This window comes from Maribacter sp. R86514, from assembly GCF_044597005.1.
Classification (GTDB): domain Bacteria; phylum Bacteroidota; class Bacteroidia; order Flavobacteriales; family Flavobacteriaceae; genus Maribacter.
In genome coordinates this window covers 422,058-440,507 of sequence record NZ_CP138999.1, presented here as the reverse complement: position 1 = coordinate 440,507, position 18,450 = coordinate 422,058, and the positions used below count along the sequence as shown (strand labels likewise).

Here is an 18,450-nt window from a genome sequence, read left to right as displayed (position 1 = left end):
AAAATATGAAATTGATAAAAAGACTATTCTTATGTTCAGTCGTAATGTACTGTTTCAATATAACAGCACAAACGCCCGAACCTCCTAAAGGATATAAATGGGTACCAAATGATAAATTTACCGATGAATTTGAAGGCAATTTATTAGACACCAGTAAATGGTACGCTAGATCACCTTATTGGGTAGATGGTAGACCTCCGGCTACTTTTAGGGCTTATTCCGTATCTGTGAAAGATGGTAATCTCCAAATAAAAAATACAGTTTTAGAGAACGACAAGAAATATAACATTGCAGGCGGTGCCGTAGCTTCGGTTGCAAAAGATGCACTTTATGGCTATTTTGAAACCAGAATGAAAGCTTCTAGTATAAGTATGTCTTCTACCTTTTGGCTAAAGAATAAACCAGACACCAAAGTATGTCCGTTTGAAGTGCAAGAATTGGATATTGTAGAAGTTGTTGGTCAGCAAAAAACGGGTGGTGACTTTAGAACCAAATTAAGATCGAATACACATACCTTTTATACGGATTGCGATGGGGCTAAAACTGTGAAGTCACAAAAAGGAGTCGTCTCTGAAATTAATCCGCCGGCAAATGAAGCATATCATGTGTACGGTTGTTGGTGGGTAGATGCCAACACCATAAAAATTTATTTAGATGGCGAATACAGAACTACCATGAACCCTAGTACATTTTTTAGGGAAACACCGTTCAATAAACCCATGTACATGCATTTGGTAACTGAAACATACAATTGGGAAACACCTCCAACACCAGAAGAATTAGCAGACGATAGTAAAAATACTACCTATTATGATTGGGTACGAGCCTATACTTTAGTGCCAATTAAATAAAAACAACATGCGTCGATTACATCCTACAATTATCCTATTTTTCATTCTTTTTACTTTAGTTCTCCGTGCTCAAAAAAAGCCAAACGTAGTTGTTGTTTTAGTAGACGATTTAGGTCTTGGAGATGTATCGTACTATAGAAAAGCACATTCAGATTCTATTATTGTTGAAACTCCTGCAATTGATGCCTTAGCAAAAAACGGAGCCGTTTTTACAAATGCGCATGCTCCCGCTGCACTTTGTGCACCATCACGATATGCGATAATGACGGGAAACCATTGTTATAGAAGTGATGCCCCATGGGGAGTTTGGGGTAGTTATGAAAAAAGTCCTATCAAAGAAAACCAGCTAACACTTTTCCAAACTAATGAAGCAAGCGGGTTACCAAACCGCCTTTTTTGGGAAATGGCATATTGGTGGTGATTTTCTAAAAAAAGATGACCCAAATACTATTTATCGAGGTCCAAGAAACAAACCCGAACTAGATGTAGATATCAAAAAAATCGTAGGTGGCGGACCACGCTATCAAGGGTTTGATTATGCGCTTTCTTTCCAAGCCGGTATTCAAGATGTGCCTTATGCTATATATGAAAACAGTGTATTCAAACCTATTGCAAGAAATTCTGAAATCACTTTCATATCCCAAGCTAAAATGGATAAGATCGGAGTGAAATTGGACAAAGCAGAAGGTTTAGGCGATAGTAATTGGAACCCGCATGACATGGGACCATTATTGGTAAAAAAGGCAATGGATTATATTGATGCGAATGCATATAAAGACAAACCGTTCTTTATGTACTATTCCGCCTTAGCCGTTCATTTACCACACACCCCAACCGATGAGTTAAATGGAATTAAAATAGCCGGCACCACACCTTCAAAACATTTAGACTTAGTTAAAGAATTAGATGTACAAATACAAATGTTGATCGATTCTTTGAAAAAGCAAGGTATTTATGATGATACCATTATTATGCTGACTTCTGATAATGGCGGACTTTTAAGAATGAATACCTTAAAGTCTGGGCACAGACCAAGTGATATTTATAGAGGCGGAAAAAACCAAGCTTATGAAGGCGGTAATCGTGTTCCGTTCATAGTATCTTGGAACAATCATTTTAAACATCAGATAAACGAAAGTCCGGTTCTTGGTCTTGACATTATGGCAACACTGGCTGAGTTAAATCATATTGAGATTTCTGCTGACCAAGCTTTAGATTCATCTAGTTTATTACCATTACTTGAAAATAAATCTGAAGATTTAGATAGAGTTATTTACACTCAAAGCGGTACAGGCAAAGAAGTTATGTTGATTAAAGATGGTTTTAAATTGATTTTACAAGTGGACAAATCCGATAAAAGCAACCATACCCAAACACCGATAGCTCTTTTTAATCTAAATGATAATCCAGGTGAATTAGAAGCGCACAATTTGATTACAAATGCAAAATATCAACCAAAAATAAAAGAGTTGGCTACCCTTTACCATGCCACAAGAAAAAGCGGAAGACCTACAGCCTCCCGCTTTGTGAACAATTAGCACTTTAGCTACAAAGAACAAAAATCTTATTAGCTTATTCCGTTTGAATATGCTACTACTACAATACCAGATATCATTAGCGCAAGACCGGCGTATAAAAAGCTTTTTGCCTTTGATGACGCATTAATCCATTCTTTGGTAATTAGACCACTAACAATTGCAGTAGCTACCGATGATGTATTGAAAATAGCATACCCTACGGTATTACCAGAACTTCCTAACTTAAATGCCGCGTAGGCGAACAACGCCGATGCCGCATAATGAAATACTGCCATGACTAAAATCAGTACTACATTTTTACCGAACGCAGGCGTCTTAAAATTGCCCCAAGCATTATTTTTACTTAATTGCCATAAGAAATATGCAGTCATCACTATACCTCCACTTAAAAATATGGGGAACATTACAGCTACTGCCGTAATCCAATCCGCATTACCTTGGGCAATACTTGCTTCATGCAAATATGGTCTACCTGCTGCATTGGCATAGCTGAACCCCGTCGCCAATAACCCACCTACTATGGCAATCATAATACCGGTAACCATTGATCCTTTTTTGTCAGTTGTACCAGCTTCATCCTTTTCTCTTAAAATACCTGCCCTACCATTTAGAATAACACCAACCAAAACGATAAAAATTCCAATTAAAATATAGGTTAGTACGTTTGTAGGAGGCAAACCATCTTCAATAAATGGCAGTAACGATCCTACTAATATGATAGTTCCAATAAAAATGGAAAAACCTAAAGACAGACCAATGTGGTTAATGGCCTTACTCCACATCATAACTCCAATTCCCCATAAAAAACTGGTCAGTCCCATCTTTACCCATATATCCATTGGCATGTTTCCAAATATTTCCCCAAACCCGTTTATGAGGGTCAAAGAGGCTATAATCGGCACAACGAACATGGTGAGCAGAAAAAATAAGCTCCATGTGTTCTCATATTTAAAGTCTTTTGTAAATTTCTCTGGCAAGGCATAAAGACCCAGCATTAGTCCGGCAAAAATTGCCAGCGATACTCCTTCTATCATCTTAATTAGATTTTGGTTTAGTTGATTTATTGGTTACCAGCCAAATTTAAAAATGGTAGTACTATGGTATGTTTCATCTTTTTCTAAAATACTCTTTGGAGCATTTGTAATATTGGGTCCATTGGGGTAACGGTGTGTCTCTAAACACAAACCACGGTACTTTCCATATTGTAGACCAGACTCTCTTTTTAATTCGTCTGAAGTATATTTACCGGTATAAAATAGCATACCAGGTTCGGTTGTATATACTTCTAGACTTCTGCCGCTAGTCTCTTCATTGATTTCAGCTACCTTATCCAATTTAAAGTCTTTATCTTCAAATAAGTAATAGTGTTCAAAACCGTCTTCCATGTCGTTCTGAACTTCGCCAATGACCTTAGCTTTTCTTAGATCGTCTGGCTTGTCTATAACTGATATATTAGTACCTGTTGCCGCTCCGGTATCATCCCAAACTTGTCTTTTATCCGATGCAATTTGTACGGTATGTTTTAATATATCATCTTTAAACCCTGTTAAGTTAAAGTATGAATGATTAGTGATCGTGAAAGGTGTTGTCTGATCTGTAGTTGCCTTATAATCTATCTTTAATTCGTTTGCATCGGTCACACTAAATGTAACCAAGACATCAACATTACCAGGAAAGCCCTCTTCTAAGTGTTCACTTTTTAATTTCATGGATACGGCCGCTTGGTTTTTACTGAAATTTTCTATTGACCATAATCTCTTATCGAAACCAATTTTACCACCATGTAAATTATTATCCCCAACTATTTTATTCAATTGATAGTCAATACCGTTCAATGAAAATTTTGAATCTTTTATTTGAGAGCAGTATCTACCTACGGTACCACCAAAATAAGGGGCATTTGAATTGTATTCCGATAAAAAATAACTGCTAAAATCATCAAAGCCACAAACAACCTCTTCTATCTTACCATTTTTATCAGGAAATTTTATGGAGGTTATAGTTGCCCCATAACTTGAGATTTTAACCTCTACCCCATTGTTATTGTTCAATGTTACCAACTGTACGGTATTGGTTTCAAAGGTTCCGAAATTTTGTATGCTTGTTTTCATTTTATGCGTTACTCTTTATTAATCGTGATTTTTTTAGCACTGTATTGATCCATACGTTGTGCAGCCTTGCCTTCAAATTTGCGTTGTAATTGCCATTTCGGTCGTTCAAGACCTAATTCCCATTGAAACAGCTTTTTATACATTGCCTTAACTTTGTCTGGATACTGTAATGCTAAATCATATTGCTCGGCTATATCTTTAGATATATCGTATAACTCGGCAGGTCTATCGGGGTAACGAATTAATTTCCAATCAAATTCTCGTATAGCTCCCCTATTTTCCTTCTTCCAATATAAAAACTCATGAGGTCTCCCTTCTTTTTCATTTTTAAAAAATGGCAAAAGATCTACACCATCTAAATGCTTTAATTTATGTTGCTCTACACCCGCAACTGCACTGAAAGTTGGGTACATATCCAATAAAGAAATCGGATGATCAAAGGTTATATTCTTTTGTAGATTTCCTTTCCAAGAAATCAAAAAAGGTACACGTATACCCCCTTCAAGATGATTGGCTTTTGTGCCGCTTAAAGGTTTGTTCAATGAGGAGTTGGAATCACTTGGTCCTCCATTATCATTTGTGAATACGATAATTGTATTTTCTAAAAGATTCAATTTTTCAAGTTGATCAACCACCTTACCACAAGCCCTGTCCATAGCCAAGGTCATTGCCGCTAACGTTTTTCTTTTACCCCTAAGATCAGGAAATTGATCTAAGTCTGTTTTATTTGCCTGCATCGGTGTATGCACCGCGTTAAACGATAAATAAACAAAGAAGGGTCGGTCTTTATGTTGAGCTATAAATTGATTGGTTTTATCTGCCAAATCATCGGTTAAATAACCGTCATGTTCTAAAAAATTACCGAAACCTCGTTCTAACCTATTTTCATCTTTATCTATTGGGTTGTTTTCATCATAAGGCATAAAGCTTCTAGCACCTCCCCTAAATCCGTAAAATTCATCAAAACCTCTTTTGGTTGGATGAAACCTATCTGCATTACCCATATGCCACTTTCCAAAAATAGCGGTGGCGTAACCTTGCTCATGCAGCTCAGTGGCAATGGTTCTTTGATTAAGCGGCAAACCCATATCATCGCCCGTTGCACCACTTGCGCTCATATAACCCGGCACGTTGTTTTCTTCAAAACCGAAACGCTGCTGGTACATACCTGTTAAAAACCCTGCTCTAGAGGGCCCACAAACAGCTGCACTTACATATGCTTGCGTACATTGTATACTTTCTTTTGCCAAAGCATCTAACCTAGGCGTTTTAAATTCTTTACTTCCTTGAAAACCAAAATCGGCATATCCGGCATCGTCAGAAAGGATTAAAACAATGTTCGGCTTTTTCTGAGCTATTAAGCATTGTCCTATTAAAAGAAAAGCTAATAACAAGAATTTGCCCGATTGTGAACACCATTCATTATCAAACACCTTATGGACCTTGATTTTCATATGAAATATATGTGCTAGTATTTCTTCTTTTTACGAGATGTAAATCGCATAATACTTTGATAATCGCTACTGTTATATACGTGGGTCAACCCCCATTTTAAGACTTCGGTCGGTTCTTTCTCACTATCAACCGCTCTATTTAAACCTATGGCGTGTGGCGGACTCGGAATAGAAGACATTATGTTGAAATTTACGCCGTCTGCCGCCCATTGTATCGTATTTTTCTCAGGACCATCTGTTGTTATTAATGATGCTATACCATCATTGTATGGCCATACACATATTTCATGCCCACTATTACTTATAGGATTGTAAGGTGATTTTACATAAGGACCTTTAGGATTATCTGCAATAGCGACACCATGTCTAATTTGACGACCTCCAAAAGTGATCTCCTCTCCCATTTGCTCACCTTTATAGTATAAGTAGAACTTGCCATTGAAAGGAAGAATGCACGGATCATGCACTTTGTGGCTATCAAAATCTCCCTTCTTCTTAACGGAGAAGCGATCATTAGGATCATCGCCTTCCCAAACACCATTGTCTGCGGGACTTAAAATAGGTTCTTTACTCTTAGTCCAAGGTCCGTTAGGTGATGTAGACCAAGCCAAACCAATTTGATTTTTCACCCTCTTATTATAAGGCGATTTTACGGTCTGGTAACTTAGGTAATACATATCTTCATGCTTCATGATTTCTACCGTAAATACCGAGCGATCGTCATATTCACCTTTTTTACCCCTTGCTACCGCTATACCTTCTTCTTTCCATGTAATACCATCTTCTGATGTAGCATACCAGATGTCGCAACGATCCCAAGGAAATACTTTTTCATTTTCCACATCACCATCAAAACCTTGAGTAGGTCCTTCTCCTTTTGAATACCACACATAGTACTTACCATCTTCCATGATCATAGCACTTGGATCTCTTCTTATAACACCTTCTTCATATGCCAAATCCCCTTTTAACGGTTCTAATTGATTAAATTCTAAAAACCACTCATCTCCCAAATCAGTTGGCAAGGCCAATGCCCTTTTTGATGCATCACTTAAATGGTCAACATCGGTAATACCTAAATGGTCTATTTGTTGTTGGCTTATTGACTTGGTATCATTTTTCTCTTGGGTGTTTTCAGACGGCTTATCAGCTTTCTCTTGGCAACTTACAAATACCGATAAAACATAAATACCCAACAATGTTTTAATTATTCTCATTTATGAAATAAAATTTTAGATTTTATTAATTTTTTTAGCAAAAATATTATGCATTACACAAAGCGGTAATTTATAATACCATTCTTAAAGCTTACTATTTTATAACTAGACATTAACTGAACAAATCATTAATACATTCAGCAACAATTATTTATGATCCATTACACTAAAACTTAATTAACTAAAATGCACCTACTCATCATCAATCATTATCCTTAATATCATATACAAACAGTAGCATATCAGATTTTTTTGATATAGGTATAATAGACTCCGTATGCATCAGTGCCAAATAAAAAATCGGTTTCCAATAATGTTTTTCCTTTTTCTAAATACACTTCAAAATCTATTGACGCTTCATTCGCATTTATAGATTTTTCCAATATTTGATTGGCTATTTGTGTCCTCACTTTATCAGGAGAAATGGCGACATACTCAAAATTTGATTTAGGATGTTTGCCGGGTACTCCTAAAACAGGACCAGGGACTTCTTTTGACCAGCGCATACAAGAGATTTTATACGTACCCGCCGAAGCAACTTCTATGGCATACCTATTATTTTTATTTTTTACGCCTGCGGCCACTTGTTCGGTTTTCCAAATACCGCTATCGTCTCCGATGGCATGTTGAATGGTTAATTTTATTTCTTTTTGATGTTCAGAACCTATTATGGTAACCGGTAATTCGGTAAATACATCATTAGCCATAACCGACATATAAAAAGTGGCATTCTTACTCCTTAAATCTTTAACCAATTGCGGATGTTCTTTTGCCAGGTTTTGCTTTTGCCCTATGTCATCAATGATATTATAAAGCTCTTTCCCCTTTAGTAATCGCCATTCGTTCTGTAAAACAAGTCCGTCATGTTCTTGTGTGGGTGGTCTCCAGTCTTGTCGGTTTTGCAGAAATAGTGCTCGTTCTCTTAAACTTGCATTCGTATTCTTTAATACAGGAGAAAAATCGATTCCGTCTAAACTCAAACTATCTGGCACATTCAATGCACATAAATTTGCCAAGGTTGGGATAAGGTCTATATGAGCCGCCAGTTCATTATTGTCTTTTCCTCCTTTAATTTTCGCTTTAGGATATCGAATAAAAAACGGAACCCTATGTCCACCTTCTTCCTTCTGACCTTTTATTCCTTTAAATCCTTTATTATATCCTAAGTTATCAGCTGTACGATACCCAAAGCGCGTACCGTTGTCTGACATGAAAATAACAATGGTATTCTTTGCTAATTTCTCTGCTTTTAAGAACCGGTTAAGTTTGCCAAAATTCTCGTCAATATTGGCTATCATGCCATAGAGATCGGCACTAACTATTTGTTTTCCTTCTAAATGTCTATACGGGGCAGCATATTTTTCATCGACATATAGCGGGTCATGAGGCGCATTTAAAGGCAAATACACGAAAAAAGGATGGTCTTTGTTTTGCTTAATAAAATTTATCGCCTCATTGAACCAAACATCGGTACAATAGCCCTTAAATTGTTTGGGTTCGTTGTTTACATAATATACATCATCAAAATAGTCATTACCCCAATAATCGGACAATTCCCCAATACCTCCTGCCAAATGATGTATGGCCGTATCGAAACCAGCATCGGTTGGTCGATTAGGATAGTTATCCCCCAAATGCCATTTGCCGAATAGGGCGGTTTTGTACCCGTTTTGTTGAAAAACATCTGCCATTGTCACCGAATTGGAAAGGGCATCCCTACCCTTATACGTTGCCCAAGCCCCATTATTTATAGGATACTTTCCGGTCATTATTGCAGCTCTAGTGGGTGTGCAAAGCGGCGATACATGAAAATTGGTCATTCGTACGGCATCATCGTAAAAGGCATCTATTTCCGGTGTTTTTAACCACGGGTTGCCATGTGCCCCTAAATCTCCAATACCTTGGTCATCGGTAAGTACTAAAATAACATTGGGTCTATCTTGTGATTGCAAGGAAAACATACAGCCAATACCTATGTAACATAAACCTATTATCACCTTTTTTGAAAGTAAGACCGTATAATTTACCATCAGAAATCAATCTATATGTGCTTCAACGTCACCACCAATATCATTCTCTCTGTAACCTTCTAAAGTTATTTTAAAGGCATGCGCATATTTTGAAGGAAAGGAAGTTGGTTTTTGAATAACAAGTCCTTTTTCGTTGCGTTCCCAACTTAATTTCTCGTTGCTCCCTATTAATTGCACATTAAGAATTTTAGAATTTAAGACGCCAATATCAGTAGAAAGTGTCTTCATTGTAATTGCCGATTTTGGTTCGTCTAAAACAATGGCAAAAATTTCTTTATCTCCTTTTTTGGTATACCGAATGTCTTTTTCTTGATATTCGATTTTTAACTTTTCCTCTACCTTGTGCCCACCTTCTGGCAACCTTGTTGGTCCTTCGCCAAATACCGTCCAAGGGCGTGTGTCATAAATAGCTTCGCCATTAATTGCTAACCAAGACCCCATATCTGTTAGTAATTGTTGCATTTCTGGCGGAATACTTCCATCTGGGTTTGGTGGTACGTTCAATAACATTAATCCGTTTTTAGCTACAATATCCGCAAGTATATCTATGAGCTCATTAGCTGTTTTAAACTTTGCATTTGGTCTATAGAACCAAGCTCCGGGAGAGGTATCGGTTAACCAAGCATTCTGTTTGGGTTGATTTGGTCTACCGCGCTCATAATCCTTAATAGCGACATCTTCGTTAAAGGTTGCTTCTTTATAACAAACCGCTACTTCTTTTCCCCACTCTTTGCCCTTGTTATAGTAATAGGCTAAAAATTTAAGTCGGTCTTCTTCGGGTAAACTCTCTAACCACCAATCGAACCAAATAATATCTGGTTGGTACTTATCTATGTATTCTTTTAAACTAGCCCACCATGCAGTCATAAAAGCCTCATCTGGCGTGTCATTGTCCAAACTATGCGGGTTGGTATACAAGTCATAATCCTTCGGGTTTATATTACCGTGGGCATGTGCAGGACCAAAATATTTCCAGGTAAATGCATGGTGAAATGACCCAATAAAACGCATTCCTTTATCATTTATCTCCTTTTTCAGTGCTGCAGATGGATCAATACCTCCATAATTCATAGAATTCCAACGGGTTGCTTTACTATCCCACATAGCAAAATTATCATGGTGCATAGCTACAGGACCTGCAAATCGTGCCCCAGATTTTGCAAATAGATCTGCCCATTCTTTGGCATCGAAAGCTGTGGGAGAAAAATCTTCTATGATTTCTATATATCCCTTTTTAGAAGGCTTTCCGTATTTCTTTTTATGATGAATGTAATTGTTACTTGGCTTACCGTTTTTGGTTTCAATAATTTTTCCGTCATTATACATCATCATTCCATGCCAACCTGCATAATGTTTGTTCGGTTCAGCACCCTCAAATGCACTTGAAACGGGACCCCAATGTGCATAAATGCCCAATTTGGCATCTAAGAACCAGTCTGGCGTAGCATTTACGTTGGCTAAAGATTCCCAACTTTCTTCATACTGTTCAGTTTGTGCAAGAAGGTTTGACTGTAAACTTGCACCAACAATCACAGCCAGCACACCTATTTTTTTACCAATGTTTTTTTTCATTTGTACTATTTTAAATCTTATCTAAACGTGTTTTCAAGTCTTTACCTTTTGGAGCCTAAGTACCCATATTAAACATTAAGGGACTGAACAAGAATAGTACGATTTGCTCGAAAACAACACTACAAATGACCCATTTAGGGTTATAAATGGTTTTGAAGGTAGATTATTGACCTACTTGAATTTTAAAATCAGGTTGTTGCGATCCAAAATGGTTTTATCTTCTTCGTTTATGTACTGTAACTTCGCTAGAAGTCTATAATCACCGCGCAAACGCAAAGTATTATCCAAATGTAGATTATGACGAAAATGACCATAACCTGGTAGCAATTTCACCTTATCTGTTACTATTTTGTTATCATCGTTATCATAGATTTCCAGCACTAGTTGCCTTGATTCGTTTGCCTTATAGGAAATAGGAACTTCTATGTTCAAAGTATTTTTGACATTTATCGCTACCGTATCAAAAATTACGCTCTCTTCATATAACTGCAGTTGCTTTTCTAAAGGTTGATGTGCTACTTCTTTTGAAATATCTTCTAAGGTATAGGCTCGTACCCAATCATAATACACCACATTTTTACTTGGATCAGAAAGTTCTTCTTCATCGGGAAGCGCTATCCAAGGAAAAGGATAAGTCTCGGACACCAAGCGCATATACATGGGCTGATCAAATGGTTTTTCTTTTACCTTATCATAAAATTTTTGATGCTTAGGTTCGCGATGGTCATAGTAATAACTTGCAGTACTCTCATTTCGCCACCAGCCACCATATACGTGAAAATTTTCGGAAGTTACTTCATCATCTTCGAAACGGACTTGAGCCGCTCTACGATCATGTCGTTCCCCTTCACAATCGGTATACCAAAAATGACTGTTGGAATGCATTCCGCTTGCAAAATAATCGCCGCTAAAATCACCCGTTCTACCAACCGATTCATGAATATCCCATTCCAGACCATATGCATCGCAGTCATTAGGTCCTTTAAAATTACCAACAGTAGAAAACCAGAATGTGGTAGACATAGTCGTTGCTGCCGCTTTTACCCGTGTTTCAAAGTAGCCAAATTGGGTTTTCTTTTTTGAAACTACCGCAGCTCCTGCAATTGAAAAGGTCATTTCTTTGCCATATGCTTTAATTACAGTGTCTTGTGACATTTTCTCCCCTTTTAATTGCAAAAAACCGTCAGCTACAGATACTTGCGATTTCATAAACAAACCTGGTTCACGCCCTATCCATGTAGGGTGATGATCTAACCACCTGGTAGTATCCAACTCTGTACCATTAAATTCATCTGAAAAATCCCGATTCATAACCCATCTTTTTCCCAGTGGTGGTTTTGGCGGACCCACACGTACATCTTCCTTTTCGGGACTATAATTTTGTCCTTTTACTTCACCAGTGAACATACCGAACAATATGAACAGCAAACACACTATCGTAGTTATATGTGATTTCTTTTGCGCTTGTGGACTGTCTATCTCTTCCATTCTTGCAGTTCTATTCCATTTAACCAAATTCCTTTTCCTGTGGTACCTTGAATACTTACTTTCGCTGTTCCCTCATCCTTTACGGTAAATATGATCGTATTTTTACCCGGCTCACTAAACTGCATCATTTTACCTTCTGTTACCAAAACCTCTTTGGAATTGTCCCCTGCCGTTACAGTTAATTTTCGCTCGTAGGGAATATTCAAAATTTTAATTTTCTTTAGTTTCTCCTTGTTAGGATCCATTTCATCAGAATTACTTTTTGGTGCATGATGATAGGTACTCATCTTGTAACGACCCTTTGGTAAGCCTCTAAAACTAATAGTTAATCCTTTTTCATCAATACCAAGTACACCATCGCCATATACGTATCCGTATTTACCAATAACATTCATTTCACCCAACCAACGCAATACACCATCTGTACTGTTTGTAGCTAAGCTTACTTCCGCATTATTACATTCTGGTAGCTTATAGCTCTTCTTTTCTTCGTCATTTCCGTTCCAAAAATCCCAACCAAATTGTACCAACTGGTCATTGGCACCCATGTCTATTCTAATTTTCTTAAAATCGTAAATAGGTTTTGCATTCGCTGCCAAGACATTTGGATTATATGACGTTGATTGCATAGTAGTATTAGCTGATTTCAAGCCTTTGGCACTTGCTTTGATTTTAACTTCACCAGCTGTAGTACCTGCTTTTATCAATGCCGGTGCAATACCATATTCGGTAAACATAGGGTTGGCATTAATAGCGGCACCATCGCCTACAACTGTTGCATTTTTGTTGACAGAAAAATTCACCTTACCCTTATAATCGGTAATTGGAGTTCCATTTTTATCTACCACCGTGGCATATGCCATAAGTATATCGGCACCATCTGCGGTAAACTGTCTACCTAAGGTATCTAGCATTAATTCGATGGCATAAGGTTGACCCGCAGTTTTATGAACTACTTCTTTTGTTTTTCCGTCCTTAAAAATGGCTTTGGCTTTTACTTCCCCATCTGCATATTTTAAATTTTTGAATAGGAACGGAGCATGATGCAACCCTTCATAAATAGTGTCTTTTGATGGTGATTTAGTTTCAATAGTTTTACCATTTACACTCAATTCCACACTTTGTGCATTACTAAAAACCGTGATGGAATCTTGACCTTTTTTCCACGTTTCCAACATGTACACAAAAGGTTCTTTTCTAAGCTCAGCCTTGTACCAATATAACTCTGGTCTTGGGTTTCTAAAAATGGTCATTCCGCCACTTCTGGTTCTGTCAATTTCATTTTTTGCTTTATCATGGGTTGGATGAAAAGTGTAATACGCATGGGCAGTCCAAGAGATCAAACCCGTCATTAACGAATCTTTTCTGAAAGGAGCCAAAGCTTCTGGACCAACGCGACCTTCCATGGCGAACATAGGTTCTGAACGATCCCAAATGAAAGGTCCGTAAAGCATATTGGCATTGATATCCGTTAGACCCGATGTTTGCCAGCCCGTCCATCGCGAACCTTGCGACGCAGTAAGCCTTGTTGGGTCTTCTTGCTTAGCGGTATTATGGGCAAGAGGCACATAACCTCTATGGTTTATACCACCGCCCCAAATAATTACAGAAGGATGATTTCTATGATTTCGAATCATAACACGTTCCGATTGTTCAAAATTACTCCACCATTCTTTATCAGTACTCATTGAAACCCATGAAGGTGCTTCTTCATAAACCAAAATACCCAGCTTGTCACAAGCATCTAAAATGGCATTATCTTGCGGATAATGCGCCGTTCTCATAATATTGAAGCCGAACTCTTTAAACTGCAGCATATCTTTATAGTGTAGTGCATCTGGTACAGCATCGCCTATATATGGATAATGCTGATGCCTGTTGAACCCCATTAGTTCTATCGGTTTTCCATTTAGCATAAAACCACGATCAGGATTCAATTCAAATTTTCTAATGCCCAGATTATTTTCGACAACATCTACAGATTTATCATCGACCAAAACTTCTGTATTTACACGATACAGGTTAGGATTATCTACATCCCACAACTGAACATTATCTTCTAAACTACCTATTTGGTCAAACTCATAATCATTATTTTGCGCAATGGTTGCATCATTAGTCAGCTTTAGAACCACGAGCCCTTCTGCATCTATTATTCTTGTTACCACGGTTACTTTTGCCGGTGAATTGCTTGTATTTTTTACGACGGATTTAATATCTATCGTCGCGTTCTTATTCACCACATCTACCGTTGGTGAGGTTATGGTTACCCCTGCACGCTTGGCTTCCCAATTGAAACCAATATGCACCGGATGCTTTTCAACCAAATACACATCTCTATACAGACCACTAAATTTTACATAATCGAAAGGACCCGGATCTGGCGGAACAACCGTACTTCTTCTATTATCTGCCAAAACGGTTACTTGATTGTCTTTTCCCTTATCTACATACCCTGTAATATCAAAATGAAACGGTGTGTAACCACCTGTACCATGTTTGCCTACATGCCTACCGTTTACCCAAACATCGGTTACTTGGTGCACGCCTTCAAACTCTAGAAACACCTTGTTGTTGTTCTGCGGTACAGTAATGGTTTTTCTGTACCAACCTACATTTCTATGAAATTCTAGTTGTGTTTTTTCATCTTGCAAACCATCTAAAGCCAACGATGTTAATGCTAGGGTATGGGGAACATTTACGGTTTCCCAAGAAGCATCATCCGTATTGGTTTCGTAATAGGTAGCATTTGGATTACCCAAGTGAAATTTCCAACCCTGATTGATACTTACCTTGGTACGTTCCGTATCTGGATACCCGAATGGAAGTTCTTGTGAAAATGCCCCCGTAGTTAACAAGAGTGTGATTAAAAGACCTAATAGTGCCTTGTTAGTGTTTTGGTTTGTCATTTCTGATAAATTCTGAATTATTTAGGTTCTATGATTACGCCACGTTCTGCTTCACTGTCAGATGTATATCGCAATACTTTTGGTGCTTCATCGCCTCTGGCAAATGTTATTTTCTCTTTCCACACAGCTCTTAGTTTTTTCAACACCGATGCATGTTGGGCTAAGTGAGCCAAGTTGGTAGTTTCGTCCGGGTCATTTTCCAAATCGAACAACTCTTCATAAACTGCTTGCTCGCCTTGTAAAGGACCTTCTACAAACGAACGATACAAGGCGATATCTGGATCATGAACTTTATACAACATCGCCGTCATCTTAATACCCATTTGCTTTGCGGTCTCAATCTTCTTTTGTGCCGAAAAATTTTCGTTCTTGTAGTACCTTATATATTTCCAGCGTTTATCTTTCACTGCTTCACATCTTGGATTTCCAAACTGGGTAGACCATAAATTTTCTGTGTATAAATAGTTTCTAACGTCGCTTTTTTCTTGTGATAATAGTGGCGATAAATCTCTACCTTGATATGTATCTGGAATTTCAATTGCCGCTTTTTTAAGTAAGGTTGGCGCAATATCAATGCTTTGTACAAGAGCGTCGGACTTTCTACCTCGGTTCGCTTTTTTCTCGCTTGGATCATAAATAATTAATGGTACATGCGTAGTAATCTCGTAGCAAAGGGCTTTACCGCCAATGCCGAATTGCCCCATAAACAAGCCATGGTCAGAAGTAAAAACGATAATCGTATTCTTGTCTAACTTTTGTTTCTTTAGGGTTTCTCTTAATTCCCCGATCATACGATCTATGCCCGCCATCGCCTGTAATTTTAATCGGTAACGAGTTAACAAACTTTCGGGTGTATCTACATAATCATAACCTTCTTGCCTATCACCTGTTTTATGAATTTCTGGCGGTAGTTTTGGTTGTTTAATATCTTTTTTGGCAATGTAGTTTCTGGGTAAATCCAGCTCTACATCATTATACAAGGTTTTGTAAATAGCATCATCACTATCGCGCTGTGCCATAGTAGATGCACTTGCATCATGTGGTAAATTAAAGTTGACCGAAAGTACAAATGGCTTATCTTTTGGCCTTTGATCCAAGAACTTTTGTGCGCCTTGTAATTTTTGTTCATTAGATAAAAAATCTGAAACTCCCTCGCTTACAATTTCTACTTGTGTATCATCTGTTGCGTTTTTAAAAATTTCGTGTCTGTCTTTTGGGTAAAAGCTTAAATGTCCATGACCGGCATACCAATAATCAAAACTCTTATCCATTAATCCGCTGGTATAACCACCATCGCCCACCGGCAAATGGTTTTTACCTATCCAGCCAGAATAATAGCCATTGTTACGCAATACCATAGGATAGGTGTTGTTCCACCCTTCTTCTGACATGCTGGTGCCAGAATTGAAATTTACACCGTGCTTACGTTCAAACTGACTGGTTAAAATGCTTGCCCTACTTGGGGTACAAATGGCGCTGGTAATATGTGCGTTGGTAAACAATACTCCATCGCCTGCCAACTTATCAATGTTGGGTGTTTGTACCACTTCATTACCGGTACACCCCATCATACCATAACTCTGATCATCGGTTAAAATGAAAATAATATTAGGTTGTTCTTGAGCTTGTACTAATTTAAATATCAGCAGAGTACATAAGAATACTAAGGATCTGGGAAATTGTGTATTTACATTCATATACCTAATTTTTTGGTCTAAGTGATTTTTGCCTAATGGCTTTGTATTTTTTCTCTTCTTTAATAACATTTTCGGCATGGGGATCAACCCAACCTGGTGCCATATTATTACTATCCCAATCTTTATACAGGGTTTCTAATTTTGAAACAATCTCAGGATAGTTTGAAGCAATATCATAACGTTCTAAGGCATCGGTTTTTAAATTGAATAACATGGTTTTGTCTTTATAAGCACTTTTGTACAATTTATAATCTTGATGCCTAACCGCATATTCAAATCCGCCAACTGAACGCCAAAAAAGTGTTTCATGCGGTTTTTCATTTTCATACTCTAAATAAGGAAGAAGGTCTACACCATCTAACTGCTTTTCATGCTCCGTTTTGCCTCCGGTCGCAGATAGTAGTGTGGGAAACAGATCCAAAGAACTTACTACCTCATCATATTTTTTATCGGCTTTTATCCGATTTTTCCAAACCATGAAGAAGGGTACTTTTATACCACCTTCAAACAGCATTCCTTTATGACCTCTATTGGGACCATTGGAAGCTTGGGTGGCGCGCCCACCGTTATCGCTCAAGAAAACCAAAATGGTATTTTCTTTAAGTCCGTTGTCTTGCAAATACGAATTTATTTTACCAACACCGGCATCTACCCCATTTACCATGGCAGCATATACGCTTCTACCACCATATTCTATATGTTTGGTTTCTTCTAAGTATTGCTTGGTGGCATGGTCTGGAGCATGTGGTGCGTTGTATGCCAAATAGATAAAAAATGGTTTACTCTTGTTTTCTTCCATAAAAGTGATGGCTTCCTTAGTAAAATCATCTGTTAAATACGATAATTCTGTTTCTGGTACTTCAACATTATTTCGGAATATTGTTCGTAGCGGGCCATTAGGTGTTCCCCAATAATTCATTGATCCCCCGGCAAAACCGAACCAATGGTCAAATCCTTGTTGTGGTGGGTGTAGACTTGGATGGTCACCAACGTGCCATTTTCCAATTGCACTCGTTACATAACCTTGTTCTTTTAAAGCTTCTGAAATTATCTTTTCAGAAAGAGGCGTACCTACGGAAGCGTCATTCTCGCCATCATATGGCATATTACAATCATGCCCAAAACGTGCTTGATACCTGCCAGTTAAGAGTCCCGCTCTAGATGGAGAACAATATGGATGAGATACATAACCGTTATTAAAAATGACACCTTCTTTCGCCAAGGCATCTAAATTTGGTGTAGGTATATCTGTACCACCATTAAAACCAACATCTAACCAACCCTGGTCATCTGTTAAGATGACAATGATATTGGGCTTAGGTGTATTCTTCGGTTTTTGAGCATTACAAATAATACCTAAAAACCCTAGAAATAGTAATATGGATAATTTATAAGATTTGATCATAATCGCGTTCTATAGCTCTATCTGATTAAAAGTACGGGTTAACTTCAAATGCGTGAAACGTTTAAAACATGTGTGGCATTGTTTAGAACATTTGTTACTGGTAAAGCATCTTTTTAACGGTCAAGACTTCTACACGAACAAAAAAGCACCCTCTCGGGTGCTTCTAACAAATAAAACT

At 37.8% G+C, this 18,450-nt stretch carries 13 protein-coding genes; 3 read left to right on the top strand and 10 right to left on the bottom strand.

Annotation, left to right across the window (positions count from 1 at the left end; all coding sequences use genetic code 11):
• Positions 1–5: 5 nt before the first annotated feature.
• The 3 genes from SJY30_RS01850 to SJY30_RS01840 are packed head-to-tail and all read left to right on the top strand — an operon-like array spanning position 6 to position 2,389.
• Positions 6–851 carry a family 16 glycosylhydrolase gene (locus SJY30_RS01850; RefSeq protein WP_396633921.1) on the top strand — a complete coding sequence of 282 codons (846 nt, stop codon included), beginning with the start codon at positions 6–8 and terminating at the stop codon, positions 849–851.
• Positions 852–858: 7 nt separating this feature from the next.
• Complete coding sequence (locus SJY30_RS01845; protein ID WP_396633920.1) at positions 859–1,272, top strand: sulfatase-like hydrolase/transferase; 414 nt, start codon at positions 859–861, stop codon at positions 1,270–1,272.
• Complete coding sequence (locus SJY30_RS01840; protein ID WP_396633919.1) at positions 1,217–2,389, top strand: sulfatase-like hydrolase/transferase; 1,173 nt, start codon at positions 1,217–1,219, stop codon at positions 2,387–2,389. Before SJY30_RS01845 ends, SJY30_RS01840 begins: the two co-directional genes overlap by 56 nt.
• A 29-nt stretch (positions 2,390–2,418) precedes the next feature.
• Here SJY30_RS01840 and SJY30_RS01835 read toward each other — a convergent pair whose 3' ends face one another.
• From SJY30_RS01835 to SJY30_RS01790, 10 genes are all read right to left on the bottom strand, one after another.
• Positions 2,419–3,423, bottom strand: a complete 1,005-nt coding sequence (locus tag SJY30_RS01835) for an L-rhamnose/proton symporter RhaT (RefSeq protein ID WP_396633918.1) — start codon at positions 3,421–3,423, stop codon at positions 2,419–2,421.
• Between the two features lie 33 nt (positions 3,424–3,456).
• Positions 3,457–4,500 carry an aldose epimerase family protein gene (locus tag SJY30_RS01830; protein ID WP_396633917.1) on the bottom strand — a complete coding sequence of 348 codons (1,044 nt, stop codon included), beginning with the start codon at positions 4,498–4,500 and terminating at the stop codon, positions 3,457–3,459.
• 8 nt (positions 4,501–4,508) lie between these two features.
• Complete coding sequence (locus tag SJY30_RS01825) at positions 4,509–5,954, bottom strand: sulfatase-like hydrolase/transferase (protein WP_396633916.1); 1,446 nt, start codon at positions 5,952–5,954, stop codon at positions 4,509–4,511.
• Positions 5,955–5,968: 14 nt separating this feature from the next.
• Positions 5,969–7,171: a glycoside hydrolase family 117 protein gene (locus tag SJY30_RS01820; RefSeq protein ID WP_396633915.1), complete on the bottom strand. Its 1,203-nt coding sequence runs from the start codon at positions 7,169–7,171 to the stop codon at positions 5,969–5,971.
• Between the two features lie 242 nt (positions 7,172–7,413).
• The gene (locus SJY30_RS01815; RefSeq protein ID WP_396633914.1) at positions 7,414–9,132 is read right to left on the bottom strand and encodes an arylsulfatase; all 1,719 of its coding nucleotides are present in this window, start codon (positions 9,130–9,132) and stop codon (positions 7,414–7,416) included.
• Positions 9,133–9,207: 75 nt separating this feature from the next.
• Positions 9,208–10,773 (bottom strand): alpha-L-fucosidase, encoded by a 1,566-nt coding sequence (locus tag SJY30_RS01810; RefSeq protein WP_396633913.1) that lies wholly within the window; start codon positions 10,771–10,773, stop codon positions 9,208–9,210.
• 171 nt (positions 10,774–10,944) lie between these two features.
• Positions 10,945–12,261 carry a family 16 glycosylhydrolase gene (locus SJY30_RS01805; protein ID WP_396633912.1) on the bottom strand — a complete coding sequence of 439 codons (1,317 nt, stop codon included), beginning with the start codon at positions 12,259–12,261 and terminating at the stop codon, positions 10,945–10,947.
• Positions 12,249–15,170 (bottom strand): glycoside hydrolase family 2 TIM barrel-domain containing protein, encoded by a 2,922-nt coding sequence (locus tag SJY30_RS01800; RefSeq protein WP_396633911.1) that lies wholly within the window; start codon positions 15,168–15,170, stop codon positions 12,249–12,251. The genes SJY30_RS01805 and SJY30_RS01800 overlap by 13 nt, the downstream gene beginning before the upstream one ends.
• A gap of 17 nt (positions 15,171–15,187) precedes the next feature.
• Entirely contained in the window at positions 15,188–16,867 is a 1,680-nt protein-coding gene (locus tag SJY30_RS01795; RefSeq protein WP_396633910.1) for a sulfatase-like hydrolase/transferase, read from the bottom strand.
• Positions 16,868–16,871: 4 nt separating this feature from the next.
• Positions 16,872–18,272: a sulfatase-like hydrolase/transferase gene (locus tag SJY30_RS01790; RefSeq protein ID WP_396633909.1), complete on the bottom strand. Its 1,401-nt coding sequence runs from the start codon at positions 18,270–18,272 to the stop codon at positions 16,872–16,874.
• Positions 18,273–18,450 lie beyond the last annotated feature (178 nt).